We start from the raw sequence: 20767 nt of genomic DNA on the forward strand, positions 1-20767 counted from the left end.
GTCAGGCGACGGAGCCGAACACCTGGGTCCAGTAGAGCCGGCCGTCGGCCCCGGTGGCCACCCCGACGCCCATCGCCCTGGCGTCGCAGTTGAGGATGTTGGCCCGGTGTCCGGAGCTGTTCATCCAGCCGTCCATCACGGCGGCGGCGTTCGCATAACCCATCGCGACGTTCTCCCCGATCGGCCGGTCGTAGCCGGCCCGCCGGGCGCGTTCCACGAAGTCGCTGCCGTCGCTGCCGGTGTGCGACATGTTGGTGTGCTCGCCCTGGTCCTGGCTGTGCAGCCGGGCCGCCTCGGTCAGGTCGCCGTTGAGCACCACCGCACCGCAGCCGGCGTCGGAGCGCTCGCGGTTGACGATCGCGAGTACCTGCGCCTCCTGGCTGCTCCCGGCGGTGCTCGCCCCGGACCCGGACGACCGGGCCGGTGTGCGCCGGGCGGCCGGGCTGGTCGTCCGGGGCGGCTTCGGCGCCGTGGTGGTGACTTTCGGTTTCGGAGCCGGCCGGGTGGCGGTCGCGGTCGGCGTCGCGGTCGGCTGGCTGGTGGCGGTGGCCGGGTCCGTCGTCGGTTCGATCGGCTCCTCGGGACCGGCCGCGTCGACCGCCGGCTGGCCGCCCCGGTTGCCGGTCGGCGCGTCGGCGAGGCTCGGCGGCAGCATTGCCGCGCCGACGCCGAGGACGCCGAGCAGTGCGGTCACCGCGACGCCCAGGCCCACCGGGCCGCGCAGCGGGGTCGGCCGGCGGTGCCGGCCGGCACCGCCCCGGTCGGCTCGCCCGCCGGCCGGGTGGCGGGCGCCGGACCGTGACCGGCGGCCGGCGTCGCCGTCGGCCTCCCGGCTCAGCTCGAACGCGCCGAGGTCCGCCGGCTCGTCCGCCCAGCGGGCCGCGGCCTGCTGCCGCCGCCCGACCGGCTCGTCCAGCCAGTCGTGGTCGGGATCGCGACCCTCGCCGGCTGGGCCGGGCTGCCGGGCCGGGCCTGCCGGGTCGTCCGGATGACCGGCGCGGTCGGCCGGGTAGGCAGCACCGTTGTCGGGCCGGCCGCTCCAGTCGCTGCCGTCCTCCCAGTCGGTCTGCTCGTTCCACCCCTGCACGCTGCGCCTCCGTTGCTACCGATTCACGGTTATCGCCTGGTCGCTGACCGTGCGGACGCTACGCGGGCCCGTCCGGCGGGGGCAACGTGGCTAAGGAAGATATAAGGGGGGACCCACCGGCGGGATCCTGCGGCTGGCCTGGGCCGACGTCGTCTCGGACATCGACAGGGGATAGACTTCCCGCGTCCGGACAGCGACCCGGTCCGTGCCCGCGCGGCAAGCCCTCGCTCAGCGAGTGGCCGACGGCACAGCTGGCCCGTGCCCCGGTGAAACTTGACTAAGCCGGGACATCGGCACACTATATAAGTGTCGCCAGTCGCGCCCGACCATGCCCGCGTGTGCCCTGCGGGCAGGTAGTCGCGTTCGAGTTGGGCGCGCGTTGGCCGGCCTTTCCGGCAGCGCATTACAAGGAGACGATATGGCGAAGGCCCTCTACGGCCACGTTGGTGCGGCGCCCGACCGGCGCCTCCTCGACGAGGTCACCCGACTGCGTGCCAGGGTTCAGGCACTGGAGTTCGAGACGACGCGGTTGCGTGCCGAGAACGATCGGCTCGCGGCGGCGGCGGCCGAGGCAGACGATCTGCTGCGGCTGGCCGAGCCCGCGCTGACCTGAGCTTCCGGGCGTCGGGAAACCGGCGCCCCCGCCTGACAACTGAATCGCACCAGAAAAAGCGCGCCGACACTCCTGTGGCGGCGCGCAGTTCTGTTTCCGGGCAATCACTCCGGGTACGGACGCCCGGTGGCCTCCTGTCGGCATCCGCGCCGCCAGGGGTGGTCTCCGGCGATCCGATAGGCTGGCCGGCGCGTGCCGCGTCGAGCCCGGCGATCGGCCCGGGTTACCCTGCGGGTTGACCAGGCTCCCGCCGCGGGGGCAGGCCCTTCCACCGAGTCGGGATGCGGCCGGGAGGCTGATGACCCGGTCGGGGCGGCGCCGGAGGAGGGGGAGCGGGACGACCGGGAAGTGCTGAGTCTGCCCGGTGGCCCTGCCGGACGAGGATCGGGAACGTGTATCTCAAGAGCCTGACGGTGAAGGGCTTCAAGTCCTTCGCCTCCAGCACGACCTTCAAGCTGGAGCCGGGGATCACCTGCGTGGTGGGCCCGAACGGCTCGGGCAAGTCGAACGTCGTCGACGCGATCGCCTGGGTACTCGGCGAGCACAGCGCCAAGGCGCTGCGCGGCGGCAAGATGGAGGACGTGATCTTCGCCGGCACCGCCGGCCGGGCACCGCTGGGTCGGGCCGAGGTCACCCTGACGATCGACAACACCGACGGCGCGCTGCCGATCGACTACACCGAGGTGTCGATCACCCGTCGGATGTTCCGGTCCGGCGAGAGCGAATACGAGATCAACGGGGACTCCTGCCGGCTCCTGGACATCCAGGAACTCCTCTCCGACTCCGGCATCGGCCGGGAGATGCACGTCATCGTCGGGCAGGGCCAGCTCGACGCCGTACTGCACGCGAAGCCGGAGGACCGGCGGGCCTTCATCGAGGAGGCGGCCGGCGTACTCAAGCATCGCAAGCGCAAGGAGAAGGCCCTGCGCAAGCTCGACGCGATGCAGGTCAACCTGAACCGGCTGACCGACCTCACCGCCGAGCTGCGCCGGCAGCTCAAGCCGCTGGGCCGGCAGGCCGAGGTGGCCCGGCGGGCCCAGGGCATCCAGGCCGACCTGCGGGACGCCCGGCTGCGGCTGCTCGCCGACGACCTCGCCACGCTCCGCTCGACCCTGGACAAGGAGATCGCCGACGAGGCGGCCCTGCGGCAGCGCCGCGAGCAGGCGGAGACCGAACACACCGAGGTGCAGTCCCGGCTCGCCGAGTTGGAGGAGGCGCTGGCCGAAGACGCCCCGCTGCTGGCCCGCGCCCAGGAGACCTGGTACAAGCTCTCCGCGCTCACCGAGCGGTTCCGCTCGACCGAGCAGCTGGCCCGGGAGCGGCTGCGGCACCTGAGCACCACCCCGGACGACGAGCGCCCCGGCCGGGACCCGGACCGGCTCGAAGCCGAGGCCGAGGAGGTCCGGGCGCACGAGGAGGAGTTGCGCGCCGCGCTCACCGAGGACCAGATCCGGCTGGCCGAGGCGGTGGAGAGCCGCCAGCAGCTCGAACGGCAGCTCGCCGAGGCGGAACGGGCACTTGTCGCCGCGGCCAAGGCGATCGCCGACCGGCGGGAGGGGCTGGCCAAGCTGACCGGGCAGGTCAACTCGGCGCGGGCGCGTACCGGCTCGGCGGCCGAGGAGATCGAACGGCTCGCCGCCGCGCACGCCGACGCGCAGCTGCGGGCCGAGCAGACCCAGACCGAGCTGGACGCCGTCGCCGAGCAGTCCTCGGAGGCGGATCGCGACAACGCCGAGTTCGACGCCCGGCACGCCGAGGCGGTCGCCGCCCAGGAAGAGGCGGCGGCCCGGGTGCGTACCCTCTCCGACGCCGAACGGGCCGCCGAGAAGGACGCGGCGACCTGGAAGGCCCGGGAAGAGGCGCTGGCGATGGGGCTGCGTCGCAAGGACGGTGCCGGGGCGCTGCTGGCCCGCGCCGACCAGGTGCCGGGGCTGCTCGGCAGCCTGGCCGGGCTGCTGACCGTCGCGCCCGGCCAGGAGGCGGCGCTGGCCGCTGCGCTCGGTTCGCTCGCCGACGCGGTGGCGGTGGCCGGGGTCGACGAGGCGGCCGAGGCGATGCGCTGGCTGAAGATCCAGGACGCCGGCCGGGCCGAGCTGCTGGTCGGCGGGCAGGCCGGGCCGGGCATGATCGGGTCGCCGGAGGCGCTCCGACCCGCGCTGCCCGACGGCGCGCGCTGGGCTCCCGACCTGGTCGGCTGCCCGGACGAGGTACGCCCGGCGGTGCACCGGGCACTGCGCGACGTCGTACTCGTCGACACGCTGGAGGCGGCGACCCGGCTGGTGGCCGGCAACCCCGAACTCCGCGCGGTGACCGCCGACGGTGACGTCGTCGGCGGGTACGCGGCGGCCGGCGGTTCGGCCAAGGCGCCGAGCTTCCTGGAGGTGCAGGCCGCCGTCGAGGAGGCCCGGACCAACCGGGCGACCGCCGAGCAGACCATCGCCGAGCTGCGCGAACAGCTCGGCGAGGCCCGCGAGGCGGTGGCGGAACGCAAGCAGCAGGTGACCGCCGCCGCCGCGGTGAAGCGGGACGCGGAGGGGCAGCGCAATGCCGCCGCCCGCCGGCTCGCCGAGCTGGGCGCCGCCGCCCGGTCGGCCAAGGCCGAGATGGACCGGCTGGCCGAGTCGCGGGCGCGGGCCGAGCAGGCCCGGGAGCGGGACCTCGCCGGGCTGGCCGAGCTGGAGGAGCGGCTCCGGCTGGCCGAGGCGACCCCGATCGACGCCGACCCGTCCACCGAGGAGCGGGACGAACTGGCCGTGTACCTGCCGCAGGCCCGGCAGAACGAGATGGAGGTCCGGCTGGCGGTGCGTACCGCCGAGGAGCGGGTCGCCTCGATCGCCGGCCGGGCCGACTCGCTGGCCCGGCAGGCCGCCGCCGAACGGGCCGCCCGGGAGCGGGCCGCCGCCCGGCGGGCCGCCCGGGCCCGGGGCGCCACCATCGCCCGGGCCGTCGAGTTCGGCGCCCGGGAGGCGCTGACCCGGCTGGCGGTCTCGCTGGCCTCGGCCGAGCAGACCCGGGACGAGGTCGCGGCGGCCCGGTCCGCCCGGGAGGCCGAACTCCAGGAGGTACGCGGTGCGGCCAAGCGGCTCGGCGCCGACCTGGAACGGCTGACCAGCGCGGTGCACCGGGACGAGGTGGCCCGGGCCGAGCAGCGGCTGCGGATCGAGCAGTTGGAGGCGAAGGCGGCCGAGGACTTCGGGCTGGACGTGGAGATGCTTGTCGCCGAGTACGGCCCGCAGCAGCCCGTACCGCCCAGCCAGGCCGAGATCGCCGCCGCCGAGCGGGACGAGCGGCCGGTGCCGGAGCCGGTGCCGTTCGAGCGGCCGGTGCAGGAGAAGCGGGCCGCCAAGGCGGAACGCGAGCTGGCCCTGCTCGGCAAGGTCAACCCGTTGGCCCTGGAGGAGTTCGCCGCCCTGGAGGAGCGCTACAAGTTCCTCTCCGAGCAGCTCGAAGACCTGAAGGCGACCCGCAAGGACCTGCTCACCGTGGTCAAGGACGTGGACGACCGGATCCTGGAGGTCTTCGCGAGCGCCTACCACGACACGGCCCGGGAGTTCGAGCAGGTCTTCACCGTGCTCTTCCCCGGTGGCGAGGGCCGGCTGGTGCTGACCGACCCGGAGGACCTGCTGACCACCGGGGTAGAGGTCGAGGCCCGGCCGCCGGGCAAGAAGATCAAGCGACTGTCGCTGCTCTCCGGCGGCGAGCGGTCGCTGACCGCCGTGGCGATGCTGGTGGCGATCTTCCGGGCCCGGCCCAGCCCGTTCTACATCATGGACGAGGTCGAGGCGGCGCTGGACGACGTCAACCTGGGCCGGCTGATCACCCTGATGGCTCAGCTGCGGGAGAAGAGCCAGCTCATCGTGGTCACCCACCAGAAGCGGACGATGGAGGTGGCCGACGCCCTGTACGGGGTGACCATGCGCAGCGGCGTGACCCAGGTGATCAGCCAGCGGCTCGGCAACGAGGAGGACTGAATGGCCCGGCGGGAACGCCCGACCGCCCTGCTGGTGGACCTGGACGGAGTGCTCCGCCGCTGGGACCCGGAGACCGGTGCCGCCGTCGAGCGCCGGTACGGGTTGCCGGCCGGCGCGCTCTACGACACGGCGATGCGGTGGTCGCTGCTGCAACCGGCGGTCACCGGGCAGCTGAGTCACGCCGGCTGGCTGGAGGGGGTAGCCGAGGCGCTCGCCGAGCCGGCCGGCGGGGCGGAGCGGGCCCGGGCGGCGGTGGATGAGTGGCAGGCCGACCGGGGCAGTGTCGACCCGGACGTGCTCGGCTTCGTCCGGGAGGTACGCGCCGCCGGGATCCGGGTCGGGCTGGCCAGCAACGCCACCGACCTGCTCGACGCCGACCTGGCGCTGCTCGGCCTGACCGACGAGGTGGACGTGGTGGTCAACTCCTCGACGCTGGGCGTGGCCAAGCCGGCCAAGGAGTACTTCCAGCAGGCCTGCCTGGCTGTCGGCGTACCGCCGGCCCAGGTGCTCTTCGTGGACGACTCGGACCGGTCGGTCCGGGGCGCCCGGGTGGCGGGGCTGTCGGCGTACCGGTGGAACGGGCCGGCGGACCTGCGCTACCTGCGCGCCGCGCTGGCCCGGTGAGCGGCCCTGGCCGGCGGCACGCACGCCGGTGGCCGCGGCCCGGTATCGTCGTCCGCTGTGTCCTCGCCTAAGCGTCTCGTGTTCGTGCTCGTCGGCGCAGCCATCGCCCTGGTGCTGGTGGTCGGCCTGGCCACGGTCGTCGGGCTGAGGATCCGGCGCGACGCCCGGTACGGAACCGTCCTGGACCGGCAGGCGACCTCGGCCACCGTGGAGTCCGGGGACCGCTTCTCGGTCCGGGTCCCGGACCGGGGTGCCTCGGTCGGCGACAACTGGACCGCCACCGCCGAGCCGGCCGACGCGGTGGCACTGGTCGAGGACGAGCTGGTCTCGGGCAGCCTGGCGGACCGGATCTTCGGGCCGTCCGACGGCGGCGGCGGCGGCAACCGCTACTTCCTGTTCGACGCCCGCCGGTCCGGGCAGGTCACCATCACCCTGACGAACTGCTTCCAGGGCTGTGGCAGCGAGCGGACCAGGGCGGCGTCGGAGACGGTCACCTGGACGGTGACCATCTCCTGAGTGGACGCCGCCTCTTGAGTGGACAGCGTCTGATCAGGCGTTGCCTGATCAGACGTCTCTCCTGACCAGGCGTCTCCTGGGCGGGTCGCTGTCTCAGCCGGCAGCCGCTCCGGCGCGGCGGCGGGCCGCCACCACCAGCGCCACGTTCTCCAGCCAGCGGGCCACCGTCTCGTCGTGGTCGGGCCGGCGCTCCGACACCTCGACGCCGTTCGCGGCGGCCAGCCAGGTCGCGGCGAGCGCCGCCTGCTCCGGGGTCGGCAGCGGCTCCGGCAGGGTACCGGCGTAGCCGGTCCCGCCCCGCCGGACCACCTCGGCCAGGAAGGTCAGCGACCGGGGCTCGGTGCCGAGCCGGTCCGCCGCCAGCGCGGCGGCGACGGTCACCTCGCCGGCCGGCGGGCGGCCGGCCCGCAGCCAGGCAGCCAACTCGGCCGGTACGTCGACGCGCCGCAGCTCGTCCTCGTCGGTCCTCGGGTAGGTCATCACCACACTCCTCAGCCGGGCAGCCGGACGCTTGTGAACTCGGTCGGTACGCCGTTGCCGATCGAGTCGAGCCGGCCGTTGACGAAGTCGTCGGAATCGACCCAGACGGTGTAGCCCCACGGGTTGTAGACCTGGAGCTTGTCGCCCTCGTGACCGATGATCAGCATCTGGTGCCCGCCGCTGTCGTCGTGGCTGGAGAAGGGTACGGCGTGACCCTCGTCCACCGCCCGCTCGATCTCCGGCAGCACCGCACGGCGTTCGTCGCTGTTGTCCACGTCCCGGTTCTGGTAGTCCGCGCCGGTGCGCGCGCCGATCTCTTGGTCGGCGATGGTCTCCGACTGGTCGTTGGTCATCCCGTCGCTGCCCAGCACGGGCAGGTCCTGCACCCAGGAGCGCTCGCCGCCGTAGACCCGGACCTGCTCGTCGCGGAGCCGTTCGGCGAACGCGGCACCGTTGTCGTACGCCGGGTCGCCCGGATGGCCGCCGGTGGTGAGCTGCAGGGCGTAGAGCGGATCCACTGCGGCCCGGGCCGTGACCGTGGAGGAGGCGACACAGGTCGGGTACTGCCCCTGCGTCCACTCCACGCCGTCGAACGTGGTGGGCTGCTGCCCGCCCGAGGACGGGCCGCCCGCGCCCAGCGGGTTGAGGTGCTCCCGCAGCCAGGCCGGGTCGTCGCCGTACGGGCCGATCAGCCGGTTGAACTCGCTGATCCGGTCGATGTCGTAGCCGGCGGCCAGGGCGCGCATCAGGTAGGCCCGGTGCTCCGGGCTGCCCGCCGAGCCGAGCAGCTGCTCCAGCCGGGCCCGGTCCGCCTCGCTCATCCCGGCCAGCCGGTCGGCCGCCCGGTCCGCCATCGCGGCGGAGAGGATGGCCGTGTCGACACCGTCGCCGGTGCTGCCGGCGTCGGCCAGCAGCAGCTCGTCCAGGGCGGACAGTGGGGAGTCGGCCAGCCGCTGCAACCGGGCCTGCGACGCGAGGTCGTGGAAGGTGCTGCTCGCCTCCCGGGACGCCTCCGCGACGCCCGTGTGCGCCGCCACCCGTTCCGCCATCCCGCCCTTGGCCAACTGGTGTGCCCGGTGCATCGTGTCGCCGTCGTAGTTGAGCGGGTCGATGAAGGGGCCGGCGGTGATCTCCTCGGTCAACTCGTACGCCTCGCGCAGCGGGGCCAGCGCGGCGGTGTCCCGCGACTTGCCGCCCTCGATGGCGTCGGCGAGTCCGCGCAGTCCCTGGGCGACCTTGCCGAGCACCTCGACGCCGCGTTCCAGTCCGCGTTCGGCGGCGGCCAGCGCGTCCCCGGCCGCGCCCTGGGTGTCGCCGGCCCAGATCGTCGGCAGCGTCGTGCGGCGCAGCCGGCCGACCGCCAGCAGGGCGGCGTCCAGGTGCTGTTCCGCCCGGGCGTGGTCGGCGGCCAGCTCGTCCAGTGTGGACGGCGTGCCGGCGGGTCCGGCGACCTGTAGGGCGTTCCGGATCGAGTAGTGCAGGGCGCCCGCGTTCCAGATGCCGTTCTGCTCCGCGACGTCGCGTTCGAGGTCCTTCAGCCGGGGCAGCGGCGTGTTGTCGTCGGCCATCAGCCTGTCCCGCCCATCCGGGTCCTGGCGTTCTCGTCGGAACGGTCGTAGTTGTCGGCCGCCTGCTCCATCGCCTCGGCGAGCTGGCGCAGCGCCTCGGCGAGGCAGCCCAGCTCGCCACGCCACGCCTTGGCGACGCTCTGGTAGCCGTCGTAGCTGCCGTACTGGTCGAAGGCGAAGCCCAGCACCGTGCGACCCTCGGTGTTCCCGGTGGCCTGGACCGCCTTGCCGACCACGTCCGCCGCCTCGTCGCGGAGTTGTTTCGCCGCCGTCCGCAACGCGGCGGTGTCCACCCGTACCATCTGCCAGCCTTCCATTGCCGTTGCCCGGCACCCTATTGGTTCGGGGCGAACTCCGGAGTCCCGTGGGTGGTGGCTGTGGACAACTCCGGTGTGCGCTAACTACTCGCCGGTCGTGCCGTCGAGGCGTTCGCGGATCAGGTCGGCGTGACCGTTGTGCCGGGCGTACTCCTCGATCATGTGCAGGTAGACCCAGCGCAGGCTGACGTCGTTGCCGCGCGTGCTGACGAAGGTGTCGTCCAGGGAGCGGCCGGCGACGGCCTGCCGGCCGAGTTCGACCTCCTGGGCGAAGACGGCGAGCTCGGTGGCCGGGTCCGCGTCGGCGACGTCCTGGAGGTCACGGTCCGGCTGCTCCGGGGTGTAGTACAGCCACGGCACGTCGAGCTGGGCGAACTGCTGGCGGAACCAGTACCGCTCGTTGTCGGCGCAGTGCCGGACCAGGCCGAGCAGGGTCAGCCCGGAGGGCTCGACGCTGGCGGTGCGGAGCTGTTCGGCGGTCAGTCCGGCGCACTTGGTGAGCAGGGTCTGCCGGTGGAAGTCCAGCCAGCCTTCCAGCATGGTGCGTTCGTCGGCGACCACGGGTGCCCGGTGGCGGTCGACGGCGGGAGCGGTCCAGGTCATCGGCTGATGATCGCATGAGCTGTCCGGTGGTCAGCCGGGTGGCGCGACGACCTTGCGGAGGCTGCGGAGGCAGAGGTCCAGGGCGCGGTGCTTGGAGACGGCGTTCTCCCGGGTGTGCTGCCAGGCGGCGTACAGCATGGACCAGAGGACCTGCTGGACCCAGGCCGGGTCGAGGGCCGGGTCGAGGGTGCCCTCGGCGTGCCCGCGCCGGACCAGCCGGAGCAGTGTCCGGTCCGCCTCGCTGCACTCCTCCCAGGTCGGGGTGTTCACGAGTTCCGGCTGGGAGAAGACGCACATCAGGATGTCGCCGAGTTCGAAGAACTCCTGGCACATCCGCTCCAGGGCGTCCGGGGCGGGGCCCCGCTCGGGTTCGGCCCGCTGCGCGGCCGCGTCGATCCGGGCCAGTACGTCCGTGCTGAGCGCGGTCAGCAGGTCGGCGCGTTCCGGGAAGTAGCGGTGCAGGGTGGTCCGGCCCACCCCGGCCGCGTCCGCGACGTCGCCGAGGGAGGCGGTGCTGTGCTGCGCGAGGACCGTGATCGCGGCGTCGAGGATCGCCCGTCGGGTGCGCGCCCGGACCCGGCTCTCGGCGTCGGTGTTCTGGTCCGCCATGCCGAGGAGTTTAGACAGGATCCCTCCCCTTCTTGAATACTGGTTGCCTTTACTGGAACAACCGTGCTCCACTAACGAGCATGACTGTTGCGGAAAAGACCGGCAGTGATCAACTCGCCTGGGCGAGACTGCGGATCATCTGGTCGTTCGCGCGACCACACCTCGGCAAACTCCTCCTCGGCCTGCTGCTGGCCCTGGTCGGCTCGGCGACCGGCCTGGCATCACCGATGGTCACCAAGTGGGTGCTCGACTCGCTCGGCGGCGCGACGTCACTGGCCGGGCCGGTCGCCGCGCTGGCCGTGCTGCTCGTGGTCGGCAGCGCGATCTGGCTCTGGCAGTGGATCCTGCTCGGCACGCTGGGCCAGCGGATCGTGCTGGACGCCCGCGAGTCGATCGTCCGCCGGCTGTTCCGGGCCACCGTGCCGGAGGTGACCCGCCGGCCGATCGGCGAGCTGGTCGCCCGGGTCACCTCGGACACCGTACTGCTGCACCAGGCCGCCTCCGGAAGCCTGATCGGCCTGATCAACGGTGTGGTGATGATGGCCGGCACACTGGTCCTGATGGGCGTGCTCGACCTGGTGCTGCTCGGCACCACCGTCGGGGCGGTGGTCGTGGTCGCGGTGCTCTTCGGCCTGCTGATGCCGGGGATCGCCAAGGCGCACGAGCGGGCCCAGGAGCACCTCGGCCGGCTCGGCGGCCTGCTGGAGGGGACGCTGCGGGCGGTCCGGACCGTGAAGGCGAGCCGGGCCGAGGAGCGGCAGTCCGACCGGATCCTGGCCGAGGCGGGCGAGGTGGCCAGGTTCAGCGTCGGGGCGGTCCGCCGGGAGGCGACCGCCTGGACGATCGTCTGGTCCGGCATCCAACTGGCGATCATCATGATCCTCGGCATCGGAGCCTGGCGGGTCGACTCGGGCCAGCTGGAGGTCTCCAGCCTGATCGCCTTCCTGCTCTACGCGTTCGGCCTGCTCGGCCCGATCACCGACGTCAGCCAGAACGTCACCGCGTTGCAGTCCGGGATCGCGGCGGCCGGCCGGATCCGCCAGGTCGACGCGATCGAGCTGGAGGCCCCGGGGTCCGGGCCCGCCCGCCCCCGCACCGGCGGCGCCCCGACCGACTCCGACAGCCCGGTACTCGAACTGCGCGCCGTCACCGCCCGGTACGGGCCGGACGCCGCCCCGGCGGTGCACGGCGTCGACCTGGCCGTACCGCGCCGCGGGCACACCGCGATCGTCGGGCCCTCCGGCGCCGGCAAGACCACCATCTTCTCCCTGGTACTGCGCTTCCTGGAACCGCAGGAGGGCGAGCTGCTGCTGGACGGCCGGCCGTACCGGGAGTACACCCACGCGCAGCTGCGCCGCCGGCTCGCGTACGTCGAGCAGGAGACGCCGGTGGTGCCCGGGACCATCCGGGAGAACCTGCTCTTCACCCACCCGGACGCCGGCGAGGAGGAGGTTCGCCGGGTACTCGCCCAGGTCCGGCTGACCGACAAGATCGACTCACTGCCCGACGGGCTGGACACCCCGCTCACCTCGTCGTCGGTCTCCGGCGGCGAACGGCAGCGGATCGCGCTGGCCCGGGCCATCCTGCGTACCCCGGACGTGCTGCTGCTGGACGAGGCGACTGCGCAGATCGACGGGCTGACCGAGGCGGCCGTGCACGACGTCATCCAGGCCCGGGCCGCCGAGGCGGCGGTGGTGACCGTGGCGCACCGGCTCTCCACGGTGATCGACGCGGACACCATCGTGGTGATGGAGGGCGGTCGGATCCGGGCCCGGGGCAGCCACGCCGAACTGCTGGCCGGCGACGAGCTCTACCGGGAACTCGTCGAGGCCCTGCGGATCGCCGCCGACGCCGGGCAGCCGCGCCGACCGGCGGCACTGGCCGCACCGGTCACCGGCTGAGCAGGACCGGCAGCCGGCGGACGTGGACGGCGGCCGACGGGCGGCGGTCAGCCGGTGAGGCTGCGCCGGGCGACCGTGCGCAGGCTGCCGTTCGACGCGGTGCCCTCGATCGTCACCTCGGCGGCGCGGCCCTCGTGCCGCAGCGTGCTGATCGCGTTGCCGAAGTAGGGGCCGTCCAGCTTGCGCCAGCGCACCGGCGGGTGGTGCACCCCCGCCGAGCGGGCCAGCAGCCGGGCCGCCACCGACGGGCCGTGCCACCAGCCGAGCCGGAGCAGCGGCCGCATCGGCCCGGGGATCTGGTTGTGGATCGGCGAGCAGGTCAACTGGTGTACCGGCGTGGTGGCCGGCCCGCCGGGAAACCGGGCCCGCGCCACGTACGAGTGGTGCACGTCGCCGGAGAGCACGCTTATCGACGCCGGTGGCGGGTACGCCGGCCCGGTGCCCACCCGGTCGCCCGGCTGCCCCGCGGGCCCGCTGCCGAGCCGGACGAAGACCTGGGCGAGCGCGTCGAACGACCGGCGGAACGCCGCCCAGTGCTCCAGGTCGAGCGCCCGGCGCAGCCGCTCGGCGAAGCCCGCCAGCAGCGGCCGGTCCGAGTCGGCGACCCGCTCGTTCCAGGACTCCAGGTGGTGGATTCCCGGTGGCAGCAGCCAGGGCAGCGACGAGCCGACGACCAGGTGGTCGTACTCCCCGTGCACCTGGTCGGTGAACCAGGACCACTCGGTCGGCGGCAGCATCGCCCGGTGCCGCCGGTCGAGCACCCGGCTGCACCGGTTGTCCAGTACCACCAGCCGGGTACGCCCGACGTCCAGCGAGTAACTCCACTGGTAGCGGCCGGGCGGGGTGGCCTCGGCCGGGGACTTCCCCTCGCCCAGCGCCGCGTCGTAGCCGCTCGCCTCCGCGTCGACCCGGGCGCCGAACTCGCGCAGTACCGAGCTGGCGTCCTCGGCAGCGACCACCTTCGCGTACACCGGGTCGGCGGCGATCTCGTCCGGTTCCAGGTTGCCGAGGTGCTGGTAGACCCAGTACGAGGCGAGCCCGCTGGCGATCCGCTCCGACCACCAGGACTCCTGGTGCGACTCGGTGCGCCACGGCGCCGAGGTGTTCCAGTCGTCGATGATCTCGTGGTCGTCGAAGATCATCACGCTCGGCACGCAGGAGAGCAGCCAGCGGATCTCCGGATCCCGCCACGACTCCAGATAGAGCTTGGTGTACTCGTCGAAGCTGACCACCTGGTCGGCCGGGGCGTCGGCGGTGCGGTTGCGGCGGCGGCGCAGCAGCTTGCGTACCGTCGGCGAGGTCTGGTCGGCGTAGACCTGGTCGCCGAGCAGCACCATCAGGTCCGGCCAGTCGTCACCGGCGTCCGTCGCCCCGCCGGCCGCGCCCGGTCGACCGGCCCGGACCGCTGCCATCAGTCGCCGGGAGTACGCGTCCAGCGCGTCCGGCGGCAGCTTTCGGGCGGTGGCGTGCTGGGTGGTCTCCCGGCAGGAGCCGAAGATCAGCCGGGCGTCGGAGTCGCCGGCCGGCCGGGTCCTGATCATGCTCGGCGGGAACTTCCCCTCCGGCTCCGGCCAGACCTGGTCGTCGTCCAGGAAGACCTGGTAGGGCGTGATCCTGCCCGGCTCCAGCCCGTCCACCACGACGAGTGCGTAGTGGTGGTCGAAGGCGCTGAAGGTGGCCGCCTCGCCGGCCGCGCCGTCCCCGGTGGTGACCCGGACCAGGGCCGGCCCACTGGTCTCCACCCAGACGGTGGCCCTGGAGCCGACCACCCGGCGCAGGACCGGGCCGATCAGTAACCGGGCGCTGGACATGGCGGACCTCCGAGCGGACGAGGGGTGGCGCAACGATTCGTGCCGCCCCGCTGGTCGGGGGCACCACCGGAGCTTCGCGGCGAGCCTACTCGGCGGTGACACCCCCGCGCAGGTGCGGCGGCTGCGCCGAGCCGCCCGCCGTCTGACAGGATCGGCCGTATGGACAACCTCGTCGTCATGCTGGTCGTGGCCGGCGTGCTGGTGCTGCTCGCGGTGGGCCTGACGGTCGGGCTGGTGGTGACCCGCCGGGGCGGTCGGGCCGCCCCGCCACTGCCGCCGATCCCGCCCGCCCCGCCGGTCCCGCCGGTGCCACCCAGCCCCACGGTGCCGACGGACGTGCTGACTCCGCCCGCCGAGGCGCCACCGGCACCGACCGAGGTCGAGGCGCCGGTGGTGGTGGAGCGGCCGGAGCCGACCGCGGGCCGGCTGGTCCGGCTGCGGGCCCGGCTCTCCCGGTCACAGAACGTCTTCGGCAAGGGCCTGCTCAGCCTGCTCTCCCGGGACCACCTCGACGAGGAGGTCTGGGAGGAGATCGAGGACGCCCTGATCGGCGCCGACGTCGGGGTCGAGGCGACCCGGGAGATCGTCGACCGGCTGCGGGAGCGTACCGCCGTGCTCGGCACGCGTACCGCGACCGAGCTGCGGGCGCTGCTCGCCGCCGAGCTGGTGGACGTGCTCGACCCGACGCTGGACCGGTCGCTGCGGGCGACCCGGGACGGCGAGACCCCGGCGGTGCTGCTGGTGGTCGGGGTGAACGGTGCCGGCAAGACCACCACCTGCGGCAAGGTGGCCCGGGTGCTGATCGCCGACGGGCGTACGGTGCTGCTCGGCGCCGCCGACACCTTCCGGGCCGCCGCCGCCGAGCAGCTCACCACCTGGGCCGGCCGGGTCGGCGCCGAGGTGGTCCGCGGTCCCGAGGGGGCGGACCCGGCAAGCGTCGCCTTCGACGCGGTGCAGCGCGGCATCGAGTCGTCCGTCGACACCGTGCTGATCGACACCGCCGGCCGGTTGCAGAACAAGATCGGCCTGATGGACGAGCTGGGCAAGATCAAGCGGGTGGTCTCCCGGCACGGCCCGGTCGACGAGACCCTGCTGGTGCTGGACGCCACCACCGGGCAGAACGGCCTGGAGCAGGCCCGGGTCTTCACCGAGGTGGTGGACGTCACCGGCGTGGTGCTGACCAAGCTCGACGGCACCGCCAAGGGCGGGATCGTGATCGCGGTGCAGCGCAAGCTCGGCATCCCGGTCAAGCTGGTCGGGCTCGGCGAGGGGCCGGACGATCTCGCCCCCTTCGATCCGGCGCAGTTCGTCGACGCGCTCCTCGGCACCGAGCCGCTTGGCGTGGACGCGTAATCTCGGGGGACTGCCCCGCAAAACCCCGCCCGGTTGCCCCGGGCGGGTCCGGTGACGCTGGTCCAGCGCCGCTGCACAGGAGAGACGTACGTGACTTCGCAGGAGATCCCGCTGCACGGCGGGAACGTCAGCACCGTCGTCCGGGTGGGCGACACGGTCCGGCGCAACGCCGGCCCGTGGACCCCGTCGGTGCACGCCCTGCTCCGGCACCTGGAATACGTCGGCTTCACCGGCTCGCCCCGGGCCCTCGGGATGGACTCCCGCAACCGCGAGGTGCTCTCTTACCTGGAGGGGGAGTGCGGGGAGTACCCGCTCGCCCCGCACTGGGTCACCGACGAGGCGCTGGTCACCGTCGCCACCATGCTGCGGATGTTCCACGACGCGCAGTACGGTTTCCAGCCGCCGCCGAACGCGGTCTGGCGGTCGTTCGGGCCGCCGCCGCCGGACACCGAGGTGATCTGCCACCACGACGCCGCCCCGCACAACGTGATCTGGCGGCCGGACGGCACCCTCGCCCTGATCGACTTCGACCTCGCCTCGCCGGGTGCCCGGATCTACGACGTGGCGTACGCGGCCTGGACCTGGGTGCCGCTCTTCTCCGACCGGGACTCCTACACCCTCGGCTGGCAGCGGCCGAACCGCCCACGCCGGCTGCGGCTCTTCGCCGACGCGTACGGGCTGATCCCCCGGGACCGGCACCGGCTGGTCCGGACCATCCGGAAGCGGATCGTGGACCACGTGGAGGGGATCCGCCGGATGGCGGCGGCCGGTGACCCGGCGTTCGTCCGGATCGTGCACAGGGGCCACCTCCGGCGGCCGATGCGCGATCTGCGGCTGCTCGACTACGAACGGCACACCCTGGAGTACGCACTCCGGTAGCCGTTGTCGCTTTCCGTACATCCACGGCGGGCTATTCGGCTGGTATGCCCCTGTCCGTTCCATCGATAGTGCGGACTTCTTCACACGTTGGAAACAACCCGTGACCCCTTGGAAACCAAGTGGGCACCACGCGTGAAACCTCCAGCCAGGAAGCTTCCGCGCAACCGGCGTACGGGCGATGCTGCCTTTCGTGGGCCGGGAAGGAGGGTAACCAACTTTAGGAGGCCAGCGTGCCTGAAGCACCGACGATCGACTCCGGCAACACCGTGTGGCTGCTGGTGTCGACGGCGCTCGTGTTGCTCATGACGCCCGGTCTGGCGCTGTTCTACGGCGGCCTGAACCGGTCCAAGGGCGTGCTCAACATGATGATGATGAGCTTCTCCGCCATCGGGCTCATCTCTGTTCTGTGGTGGTTCTACGGTTTCAGCGTGGCGTTCGGCACGGACGTGAACGGCTTCTGGGGCGACCCGGGTCAATACCTGGGCACCAAGACCTTCCTCGCCGAGACCGACCTGTGGGGTGCGACCGCCGAGAACCCCAGCGGCATCGGCGTCCCGCTCTACGTCTTCATGGCGTTCCAGATGGTCTTCGCGGTGATCACCGTCGCGCTGATCAGCGGCGCCATCTCCGACCGGGCCAAGTTCGCCGGCTGGCTGCTCTTCGCGTTCGGCTGGGCGACCCTGGTGTACTTCCCGGTCGCGCACTGGGTGTGGGGCGGCGGCATCATCGGCGGTGACATCCACGCGCTGGACTTCGCCGGTGGCACCGCGGTGCACATCAACGCCGGTGCCGCCGCGCTCGGTGTGGCGCTGGTGCTCGGCAAGCGGCTCGGCTGGCCCAAGGAGGTCATGAAGCCGCACAACATCCCGCTGGTCGCCCTCGGTGCCGGCCTGCTCTGGTTCGGCTGGTTCGGCTTCAACGCCGGCTCGGAGCTGACCGTCGACTCGGTCGCCGGGCTGGCCTTCATCAACACCCAGCTGGCCACCGCCGCCGCGGTGCTCGGCTGGATCGTCGTCGAGTGGATCAAGGGTGGCAAGCCGACCCTGGTCGGTGCCTCCTCCGGTGCCATCGCCGGCCTGGTCGCGATCACCCCCGCCTGCGGCTTCATCGCCCCCTGGGCGGCGGTACTGCTCGGCCTGGTCGCCGGTGCCGTCTGCGCGCTCGCGGTCAGCCTCAAGTACCGGCTCGGCTACGACGACTCGCTGGACGTGGTCGGCGTGCACTTCGTCGGCGGCTGGATCGGCTCGCTCTGGCTCGGCCTCTTCGCCACCAACAGCGTCAACAGCGCGATCACCGACGTGGTGGGTGCCTCCGACGGCCTCTTCTACGGCGGCGGGGCGACCCAGCTCGGCCGGCAGGCGCTGGCCGGCGTGATCGTCACCGTATGGTCGTTCGGTGTCGCCTGGCTGCTGGCCTTCGCGATCGAGAAGACCATCGGCTTCCGGGTCTCCCAGGAGGCCGAGGTCGACAGCATCGACATCGCGGAGCACGCGGAGAGCGGTTACGACCTCTCCACGGCCTCCGGCAGCGGTGGCGGCGCGTTCGCCATGGCCGGAATCGGCACGCCGAACAGCAGCACCCCGGCGGCCGAGCCCGCCGCCCCGGTCAGCGAGAAGGTCGCCGGCTAACGTTTCTGCGATGGAGGGGTTGGATATGAAGCTGGTGACTGCGGTCATCAAGCCGTACCAGCTGGACGCGGTCAAGGAGGCACTGCACGCCCTGGGCGTGGCCGGCCTGACCGTCAGCGAGGTCCAGGGGTACGGACGGCAGAAGGGCCACACCGAGGTGTACCGGGGTGCCGAGTACACGGTGGAGTTCCTGCCGAAGATCAGGGTCGAGGTGCTGACCGACGAGATCGACGTCGACAAGGTGGTCGACGCGGTGGTCACCGCCGCCCGTACCGGCAAGATCGGCGACGGGAAGGTCTGGGTGACCGGCGTCGAGGACGTCATCCGGGTCCGTACCGGCGAGCGCGGCCTCGACGCGCTCTAGGGAGATCATCACTGATGACCAGGGGACCCGTGCCGCTGACCACCGGTCAGGTCGATCCGAAGCCCCTGGTCATCCCCGGCATCGGCGCCGCCGCACGCGAGCAGCGTGCGGCGGCGCTCGACGCCTGGCTGACCGGGCTGCTCGCCGCCGGGCTTCGAGAGACCGCCGGCCGGCGCGGCGGAACGGACCCGACCTCGACCGACGGGGTGGCCCTGATCGCGGTCGGCGGGCTCGGCCGCCGGCAGTGCGCACCCTGCGGCGACTTGGACCTGGTGCTGCTGCACGCCGGGGTGCCCGGGATGGAGGAGCTGGCCGCAGCGCTCTGGTATCCGATCTGGGACGCCCGGCTCGGGCTGGACCACTCGGTGCGGACCATCCCCGAGGCGCTCTCCGTCGCGCACGACGACGTCAAGGTCACCCTCGGCCTGCTCGACGCCCGGCACGTCGCCGGGGACCGCGAACTCTCCGCCCGGCTGGTCGGCGCCGCCGCCGACCAGTGGCGACGGACCGCCGTACGCGCGCTGCCGGCGCTGCGCGAGGTCACCACGACCCGCTGGCAGGCCCACGGCGAACTGGCCTTCCTGCTGGAGGGCGACCTGAAGGAGGCGGCCGGCGGTCTGCGGGACGTTGCGCTGCTCCGGGCCATCGCCTTCGCCGGGATCAGCGACACGCTCCGCCCGGCGGTCCGGGCCGCGCACCTGCGGATGCTGGACACCCGGGACGCCCTGCACACCTCGGTCGGCCGCCGCGTCGACCGGCTGCTCGCCCAGGAACGGGCCGCGGTCGCCGACCTGCTCGGCCTGCGCCCGCCCCGGCGCGCCGACGGTCCGCCCCGCCAGTTGCTGCCCGAGACGGCAGAGTCGGCGGGCGGGGCCGCCGAGCCCGGCGACGCGCTGCTGCGCCAGGTCGCCGGGGACGCCCGCACCATCAGCCACGCCCTGGACGACGCCTGGCGGGCCGCCGACCGGCTCCGCTCCGGGCGACGCCGCGGCGCCGACGGCCGGCCGCTGCGCCGCCCGGTCGCCCGGGACGTGGTCGAGCAGGACGGCGAACTCGTACTCGCCCGGACCGCCATCGGAGCCCGCCCCGACCCGAGCCTGTCGCTGCGGGTCGCCGCCGCCGCGGCCAGCGCCCGGCTGCCGATCGCCCGGGCCACCTGCGAGTGGCTGGCCGCGTACTGCCCGCCGCTGCCGACACCGTGGCCGCCGGCCGCCCGGGCCGCCCTGATCACCCTGCTCGGCGCCGGCCCCGGCCTGGTCACCACCTGGGAAACCTGTGACCGGTACGGCCTGGTCGACGGCTGGCTGCCGGAGTGGCCCCGGATGCGCAGCCTGCCGCAGCACAATCCGGTGCACCGCTTCACCCTGGACCGGCACCTGGTGCAGGCCGCCGCCGAGGCGACCGGGTACGCCCGTGAGGTCGACCGGCCCGACCTGCTGCTGCTCGCCGCCTTCCTGCACGACGTCGGAAAGGGGCTGGGCGGGGACCACAGCCAGGTCGGTGCGCCGATCGCGGCCCGGATCGCCGCTCGGATCGGACTGCCGCCGGCCGAGGTCGAACTGGTCGGGAAGCTGGTCCGGCTGCACCTGCTGCTGCCCGAGGTGGCGACCCGGCGGGACCTCGCCGACCCGGTCACCATCGCACGCGTGGCCGAGGCGGTGCAGGACAGCACCACACTGAGCCTGCTGCACGCGCTGGCCCGGGCCGACGCGCGGGCGACCGGGCCGGCAGCCTGGTCGGACTGGAAGGCCCGGCTGATCGCCGAACTGGTCCGCCGGGTGCACACCCGGCTCGACACCGGCCAGCTTCCCGAGCCGCCGAGCCCGGACCCGGCGCTGGTGGCGGGGCCGCTGCCGGCCGTACACCTGGAGGGGGACCGGGTGGCGGTGGCCGCGGCGGACCGGCGGGGCCTGCTCGCCGCGGTCGCCGGTTGCCTGGCCCTGCACCGGCTGGAGGTGTTGGCCGCCGACGCCTGCATGGTCGAGGAGACCGCCCTGGTCGAGTTCCTGGTGCAACCCCGCTACGGCACCCCGCCGGATCCGGTCGCGCTCGCCGCCGACCTGCGCCGGGCGGTCACCGGCGACGTCTCGGTGACCCAGCGGCTGCGCGGGCGCGCGCTGGCGGCCCGGGGCGGCGGCTCGCCACCCCGGGTGGTCTGGCACCGGGCCGCCGCCACCGACGCCGTGGTGCTGGAGCTGCGCGCCGCCGACGCCGGCGGCCTGCTCTACCGGGTCACCAGCGCACTCGACGAGGCCGGCGCCCAGGTCCGGGCCGCCCGGATCTCCACCCTCGGCGGCGACGTGGTCGACGCCTTCTACCTGGTCGGAAGCTGGCCCGACGAGGCCGAGCGGGACCGGGTCGAGGCCGCCGTGCTGGCCGCCGCAGGCTGACCCGCCGGCGGCACGACAGGCGCGGCACGGCGGGTGCGGCACGGCACGACAGG

General features: G+C 73.4%; 17 protein-coding genes. 10 read left to right on the top strand and 7 right to left on the bottom strand.

Annotation, left to right across the window (positions count from 1 at the left end):
- Window position 1: 1 nt before the first annotated feature.
- The gene (locus tag O7626_RS06305; protein ID WP_278060162.1) at window positions 2-1087 is read right to left on the bottom strand and encodes a CAP domain-containing protein; all 1086 of its coding nucleotides are present in this window, start codon (window positions 1085-1087) and stop codon (window positions 2-4) included.
- Window positions 1088-1505: 418 nt separating this feature from the next.
- Between O7626_RS06305 and O7626_RS06310 the strand changes: the two genes are divergently transcribed.
- The 4 genes from O7626_RS06310 to O7626_RS06325 all read left to right on the top strand — a co-directional run bounded on the left by O7626_RS06310 (window position 1506) and on the right by O7626_RS06325 (window position 6811).
- Entirely contained in the window at window positions 1506-1700 is a 195-nt protein-coding gene (locus tag O7626_RS06310) for a hypothetical protein (protein ID WP_203858414.1), read from the top strand.
- A 392-nt stretch (window positions 1701-2092) separates the two neighbouring features.
- On the top strand, window positions 2093-5671 hold the full coding sequence (gene smc / locus O7626_RS06315) for a chromosome segregation protein SMC (protein ID WP_278060166.1): 3579 nt from the start codon (window positions 2093-2095) through the stop codon (window positions 5669-5671).
- Window positions 5672-6295 carry an HAD-IA family hydrolase gene (locus O7626_RS06320; RefSeq protein ID WP_278060168.1) on the top strand — a complete coding sequence of 208 codons (624 nt, stop codon included), beginning with the start codon at window positions 5672-5674 and terminating at the stop codon, window positions 6293-6295.
- A 57-nt stretch (window positions 6296-6352) separates the two neighbouring features.
- Window positions 6353-6811, top strand: a complete 459-nt coding sequence (locus O7626_RS06325; RefSeq protein WP_278060170.1) for a protease inhibitor I42 family protein — start codon at window positions 6353-6355, stop codon at window positions 6809-6811.
- Between the two features lie 93 nt (window positions 6812-6904).
- On the opposite strand, the gene O7626_RS06330 is transcribed toward O7626_RS06325, so the two are convergent.
- From O7626_RS06330 to O7626_RS06350, 5 genes are all read right to left on the bottom strand, one after another.
- Window positions 6905-7291 carry a hypothetical protein gene (locus O7626_RS06330; protein WP_278060172.1) on the bottom strand — a complete coding sequence of 129 codons (387 nt, stop codon included), beginning with the start codon at window positions 7289-7291 and terminating at the stop codon, window positions 6905-6907.
- Between the two features lie 11 nt (window positions 7292-7302).
- On the bottom strand, window positions 7303-8859 hold the full coding sequence (locus tag O7626_RS06335; protein ID WP_278060174.1) for a hypothetical protein: 1557 nt from the start codon (window positions 8857-8859) through the stop codon (window positions 7303-7305).
- Window positions 8859-9161, bottom strand: a complete 303-nt coding sequence (locus tag O7626_RS06340; protein WP_278060175.1) for a type VII secretion target — start codon at window positions 9159-9161, stop codon at window positions 8859-8861. Before O7626_RS06340 ends, O7626_RS06335 begins: the two co-directional genes overlap by 1 nt.
- A gap of 99 nt (window positions 9162-9260) precedes the next feature.
- Entirely contained in the window at window positions 9261-9779 is a 519-nt protein-coding gene (locus tag O7626_RS06345) for a DinB family protein (RefSeq protein ID WP_278060177.1), read from the bottom strand.
- A 30-nt stretch (window positions 9780-9809) separates the two neighbouring features.
- Complete coding sequence (locus O7626_RS06350; protein ID WP_278060179.1) at window positions 9810-10388, bottom strand: TetR/AcrR family transcriptional regulator; 579 nt, start codon at window positions 10386-10388, stop codon at window positions 9810-9812.
- A gap of 80 nt (window positions 10389-10468) precedes the next feature.
- Between O7626_RS06350 and O7626_RS06355 the strand changes: the two genes are divergently transcribed.
- Window positions 10469-12289 carry an ABC transporter ATP-binding protein gene (locus O7626_RS06355; RefSeq protein ID WP_278060181.1) on the top strand — a complete coding sequence of 607 codons (1821 nt, stop codon included), beginning with the start codon at window positions 10469-10471 and terminating at the stop codon, window positions 12287-12289.
- 47 nt (window positions 12290-12336) lie between these two features.
- Here the strand turns inward: O7626_RS06355 and O7626_RS06360 are convergent, their stop codons facing one another.
- A complete protein-coding gene (locus O7626_RS06360) occupies window positions 12337-14100 on the bottom strand; it encodes an alkaline phosphatase D family protein (RefSeq protein ID WP_278060183.1) in 1764 nt (587 codons plus the stop codon).
- A 159-nt stretch (window positions 14101-14259) separates the two neighbouring features.
- Between O7626_RS06360 and ftsY the strand changes: the two genes are divergently transcribed.
- The 5 genes from ftsY (at window position 14260) to O7626_RS06385 (ending at window position 20714) form a co-directional block, all read left to right on the top strand.
- The gene (gene ftsY / locus O7626_RS06365) at window positions 14260-15453 is read left to right on the top strand and encodes a signal recognition particle-docking protein FtsY (protein ID WP_278060185.1); all 1194 of its coding nucleotides are present in this window, start codon (window positions 14260-14262) and stop codon (window positions 15451-15453) included.
- A gap of 51 nt (window positions 15454-15504) precedes the next feature.
- Window positions 15505-16332 (top strand): aminoglycoside phosphotransferase family protein, encoded by an 828-nt coding sequence (locus O7626_RS06370; protein WP_278060187.1) that lies wholly within the window; start codon window positions 15505-15507, stop codon window positions 16330-16332.
- Between the two features lie 230 nt (window positions 16333-16562).
- Complete coding sequence (locus tag O7626_RS06375) at window positions 16563-17960, top strand: ammonium transporter (protein ID WP_278060189.1); 1398 nt, start codon at window positions 16563-16565, stop codon at window positions 17958-17960.
- A 25-nt stretch (window positions 17961-17985) separates the two neighbouring features.
- Window positions 17986-18324 carry a P-II family nitrogen regulator gene (locus O7626_RS06380; RefSeq protein WP_196205300.1) on the top strand — a complete coding sequence of 113 codons (339 nt, stop codon included), beginning with the start codon at window positions 17986-17988 and terminating at the stop codon, window positions 18322-18324.
- A 14-nt stretch (window positions 18325-18338) separates the two neighbouring features.
- A complete protein-coding gene (locus O7626_RS06385) occupies window positions 18339-20714 on the top strand; it encodes a [protein-PII] uridylyltransferase (protein ID WP_347404753.1) in 2376 nt (791 codons plus the stop codon).
- The last annotated feature ends 53 nt before the right edge of the window (window positions 20715-20767 follow it).

The organism is Micromonospora sp. WMMD1102, assembly GCF_029626265.1.
Taxonomy (GTDB): Bacteria; Actinomycetota; Actinomycetes; order Mycobacteriales; family Micromonosporaceae; genus Plantactinospora.

Excerpts from the sequence above, each read along its gene's own strand:
- O7626_RS06350 (WP_278060179.1), bottom strand. The coding sequence starts at position 10,388 with ATGGCGGACCAGAACACCGACGCCGAGAGCCGGGTCCGGGCGCGCACC.
- O7626_RS06335 (WP_278060174.1), bottom strand. The coding sequence starts at position 8,859 with ATGGCCGACGACAACACGCCGCTGCCCCGGCTGAAGGACCTCGAACGC.
- O7626_RS06380 (WP_196205300.1), top strand. The coding sequence starts at position 17,986 with ATGAAGCTGGTGACTGCGGTCATCAAGCCGTACCAGCTGGACGCGGTC.
- O7626_RS06355 (WP_278060181.1), top strand. The coding sequence starts at position 10,469 with ATGACTGTTGCGGAAAAGACCGGCAGTGATCAACTCGCCTGGGCGAGA.
- O7626_RS06320 (WP_278060168.1), top strand. The coding sequence starts at position 5,672 with ATGGCCCGGCGGGAACGCCCGACCGCCCTGCTGGTGGACCTGGACGGA.
- O7626_RS06310 (WP_203858414.1), top strand. The coding sequence starts at position 1,506 with ATGGCGAAGGCCCTCTACGGCCACGTTGGTGCGGCGCCCGACCGGCGC.
- O7626_RS06340 (WP_278060175.1), bottom strand. The coding sequence starts at position 9,161 with ATGGTACGGGTGGACACCGCCGCGTTGCGGACGGCGGCGAAACAACTC.
- O7626_RS06360 (WP_278060183.1), bottom strand. The coding sequence starts at position 14,100 with ATGTCCAGCGCCCGGTTACTGATCGGCCCGGTCCTGCGCCGGGTGGTC.
- O7626_RS06330 (WP_278060172.1), bottom strand. The coding sequence starts at position 7,291 with ATGACCTACCCGAGGACCGACGAGGACGAGCTGCGGCGCGTCGACGTA.
- O7626_RS06345 (WP_278060177.1), bottom strand. The coding sequence starts at position 9,779 with ATGACCTGGACCGCTCCCGCCGTCGACCGCCACCGGGCACCCGTGGTC.
- O7626_RS06385 (WP_347404753.1), top strand. The coding sequence starts at position 18,339 with ATGACCAGGGGACCCGTGCCGCTGACCACCGGTCAGGTCGATCCGAAG.
- ftsY (WP_278060185.1), top strand. The coding sequence starts at position 14,260 with ATGGACAACCTCGTCGTCATGCTGGTCGTGGCCGGCGTGCTGGTGCTG.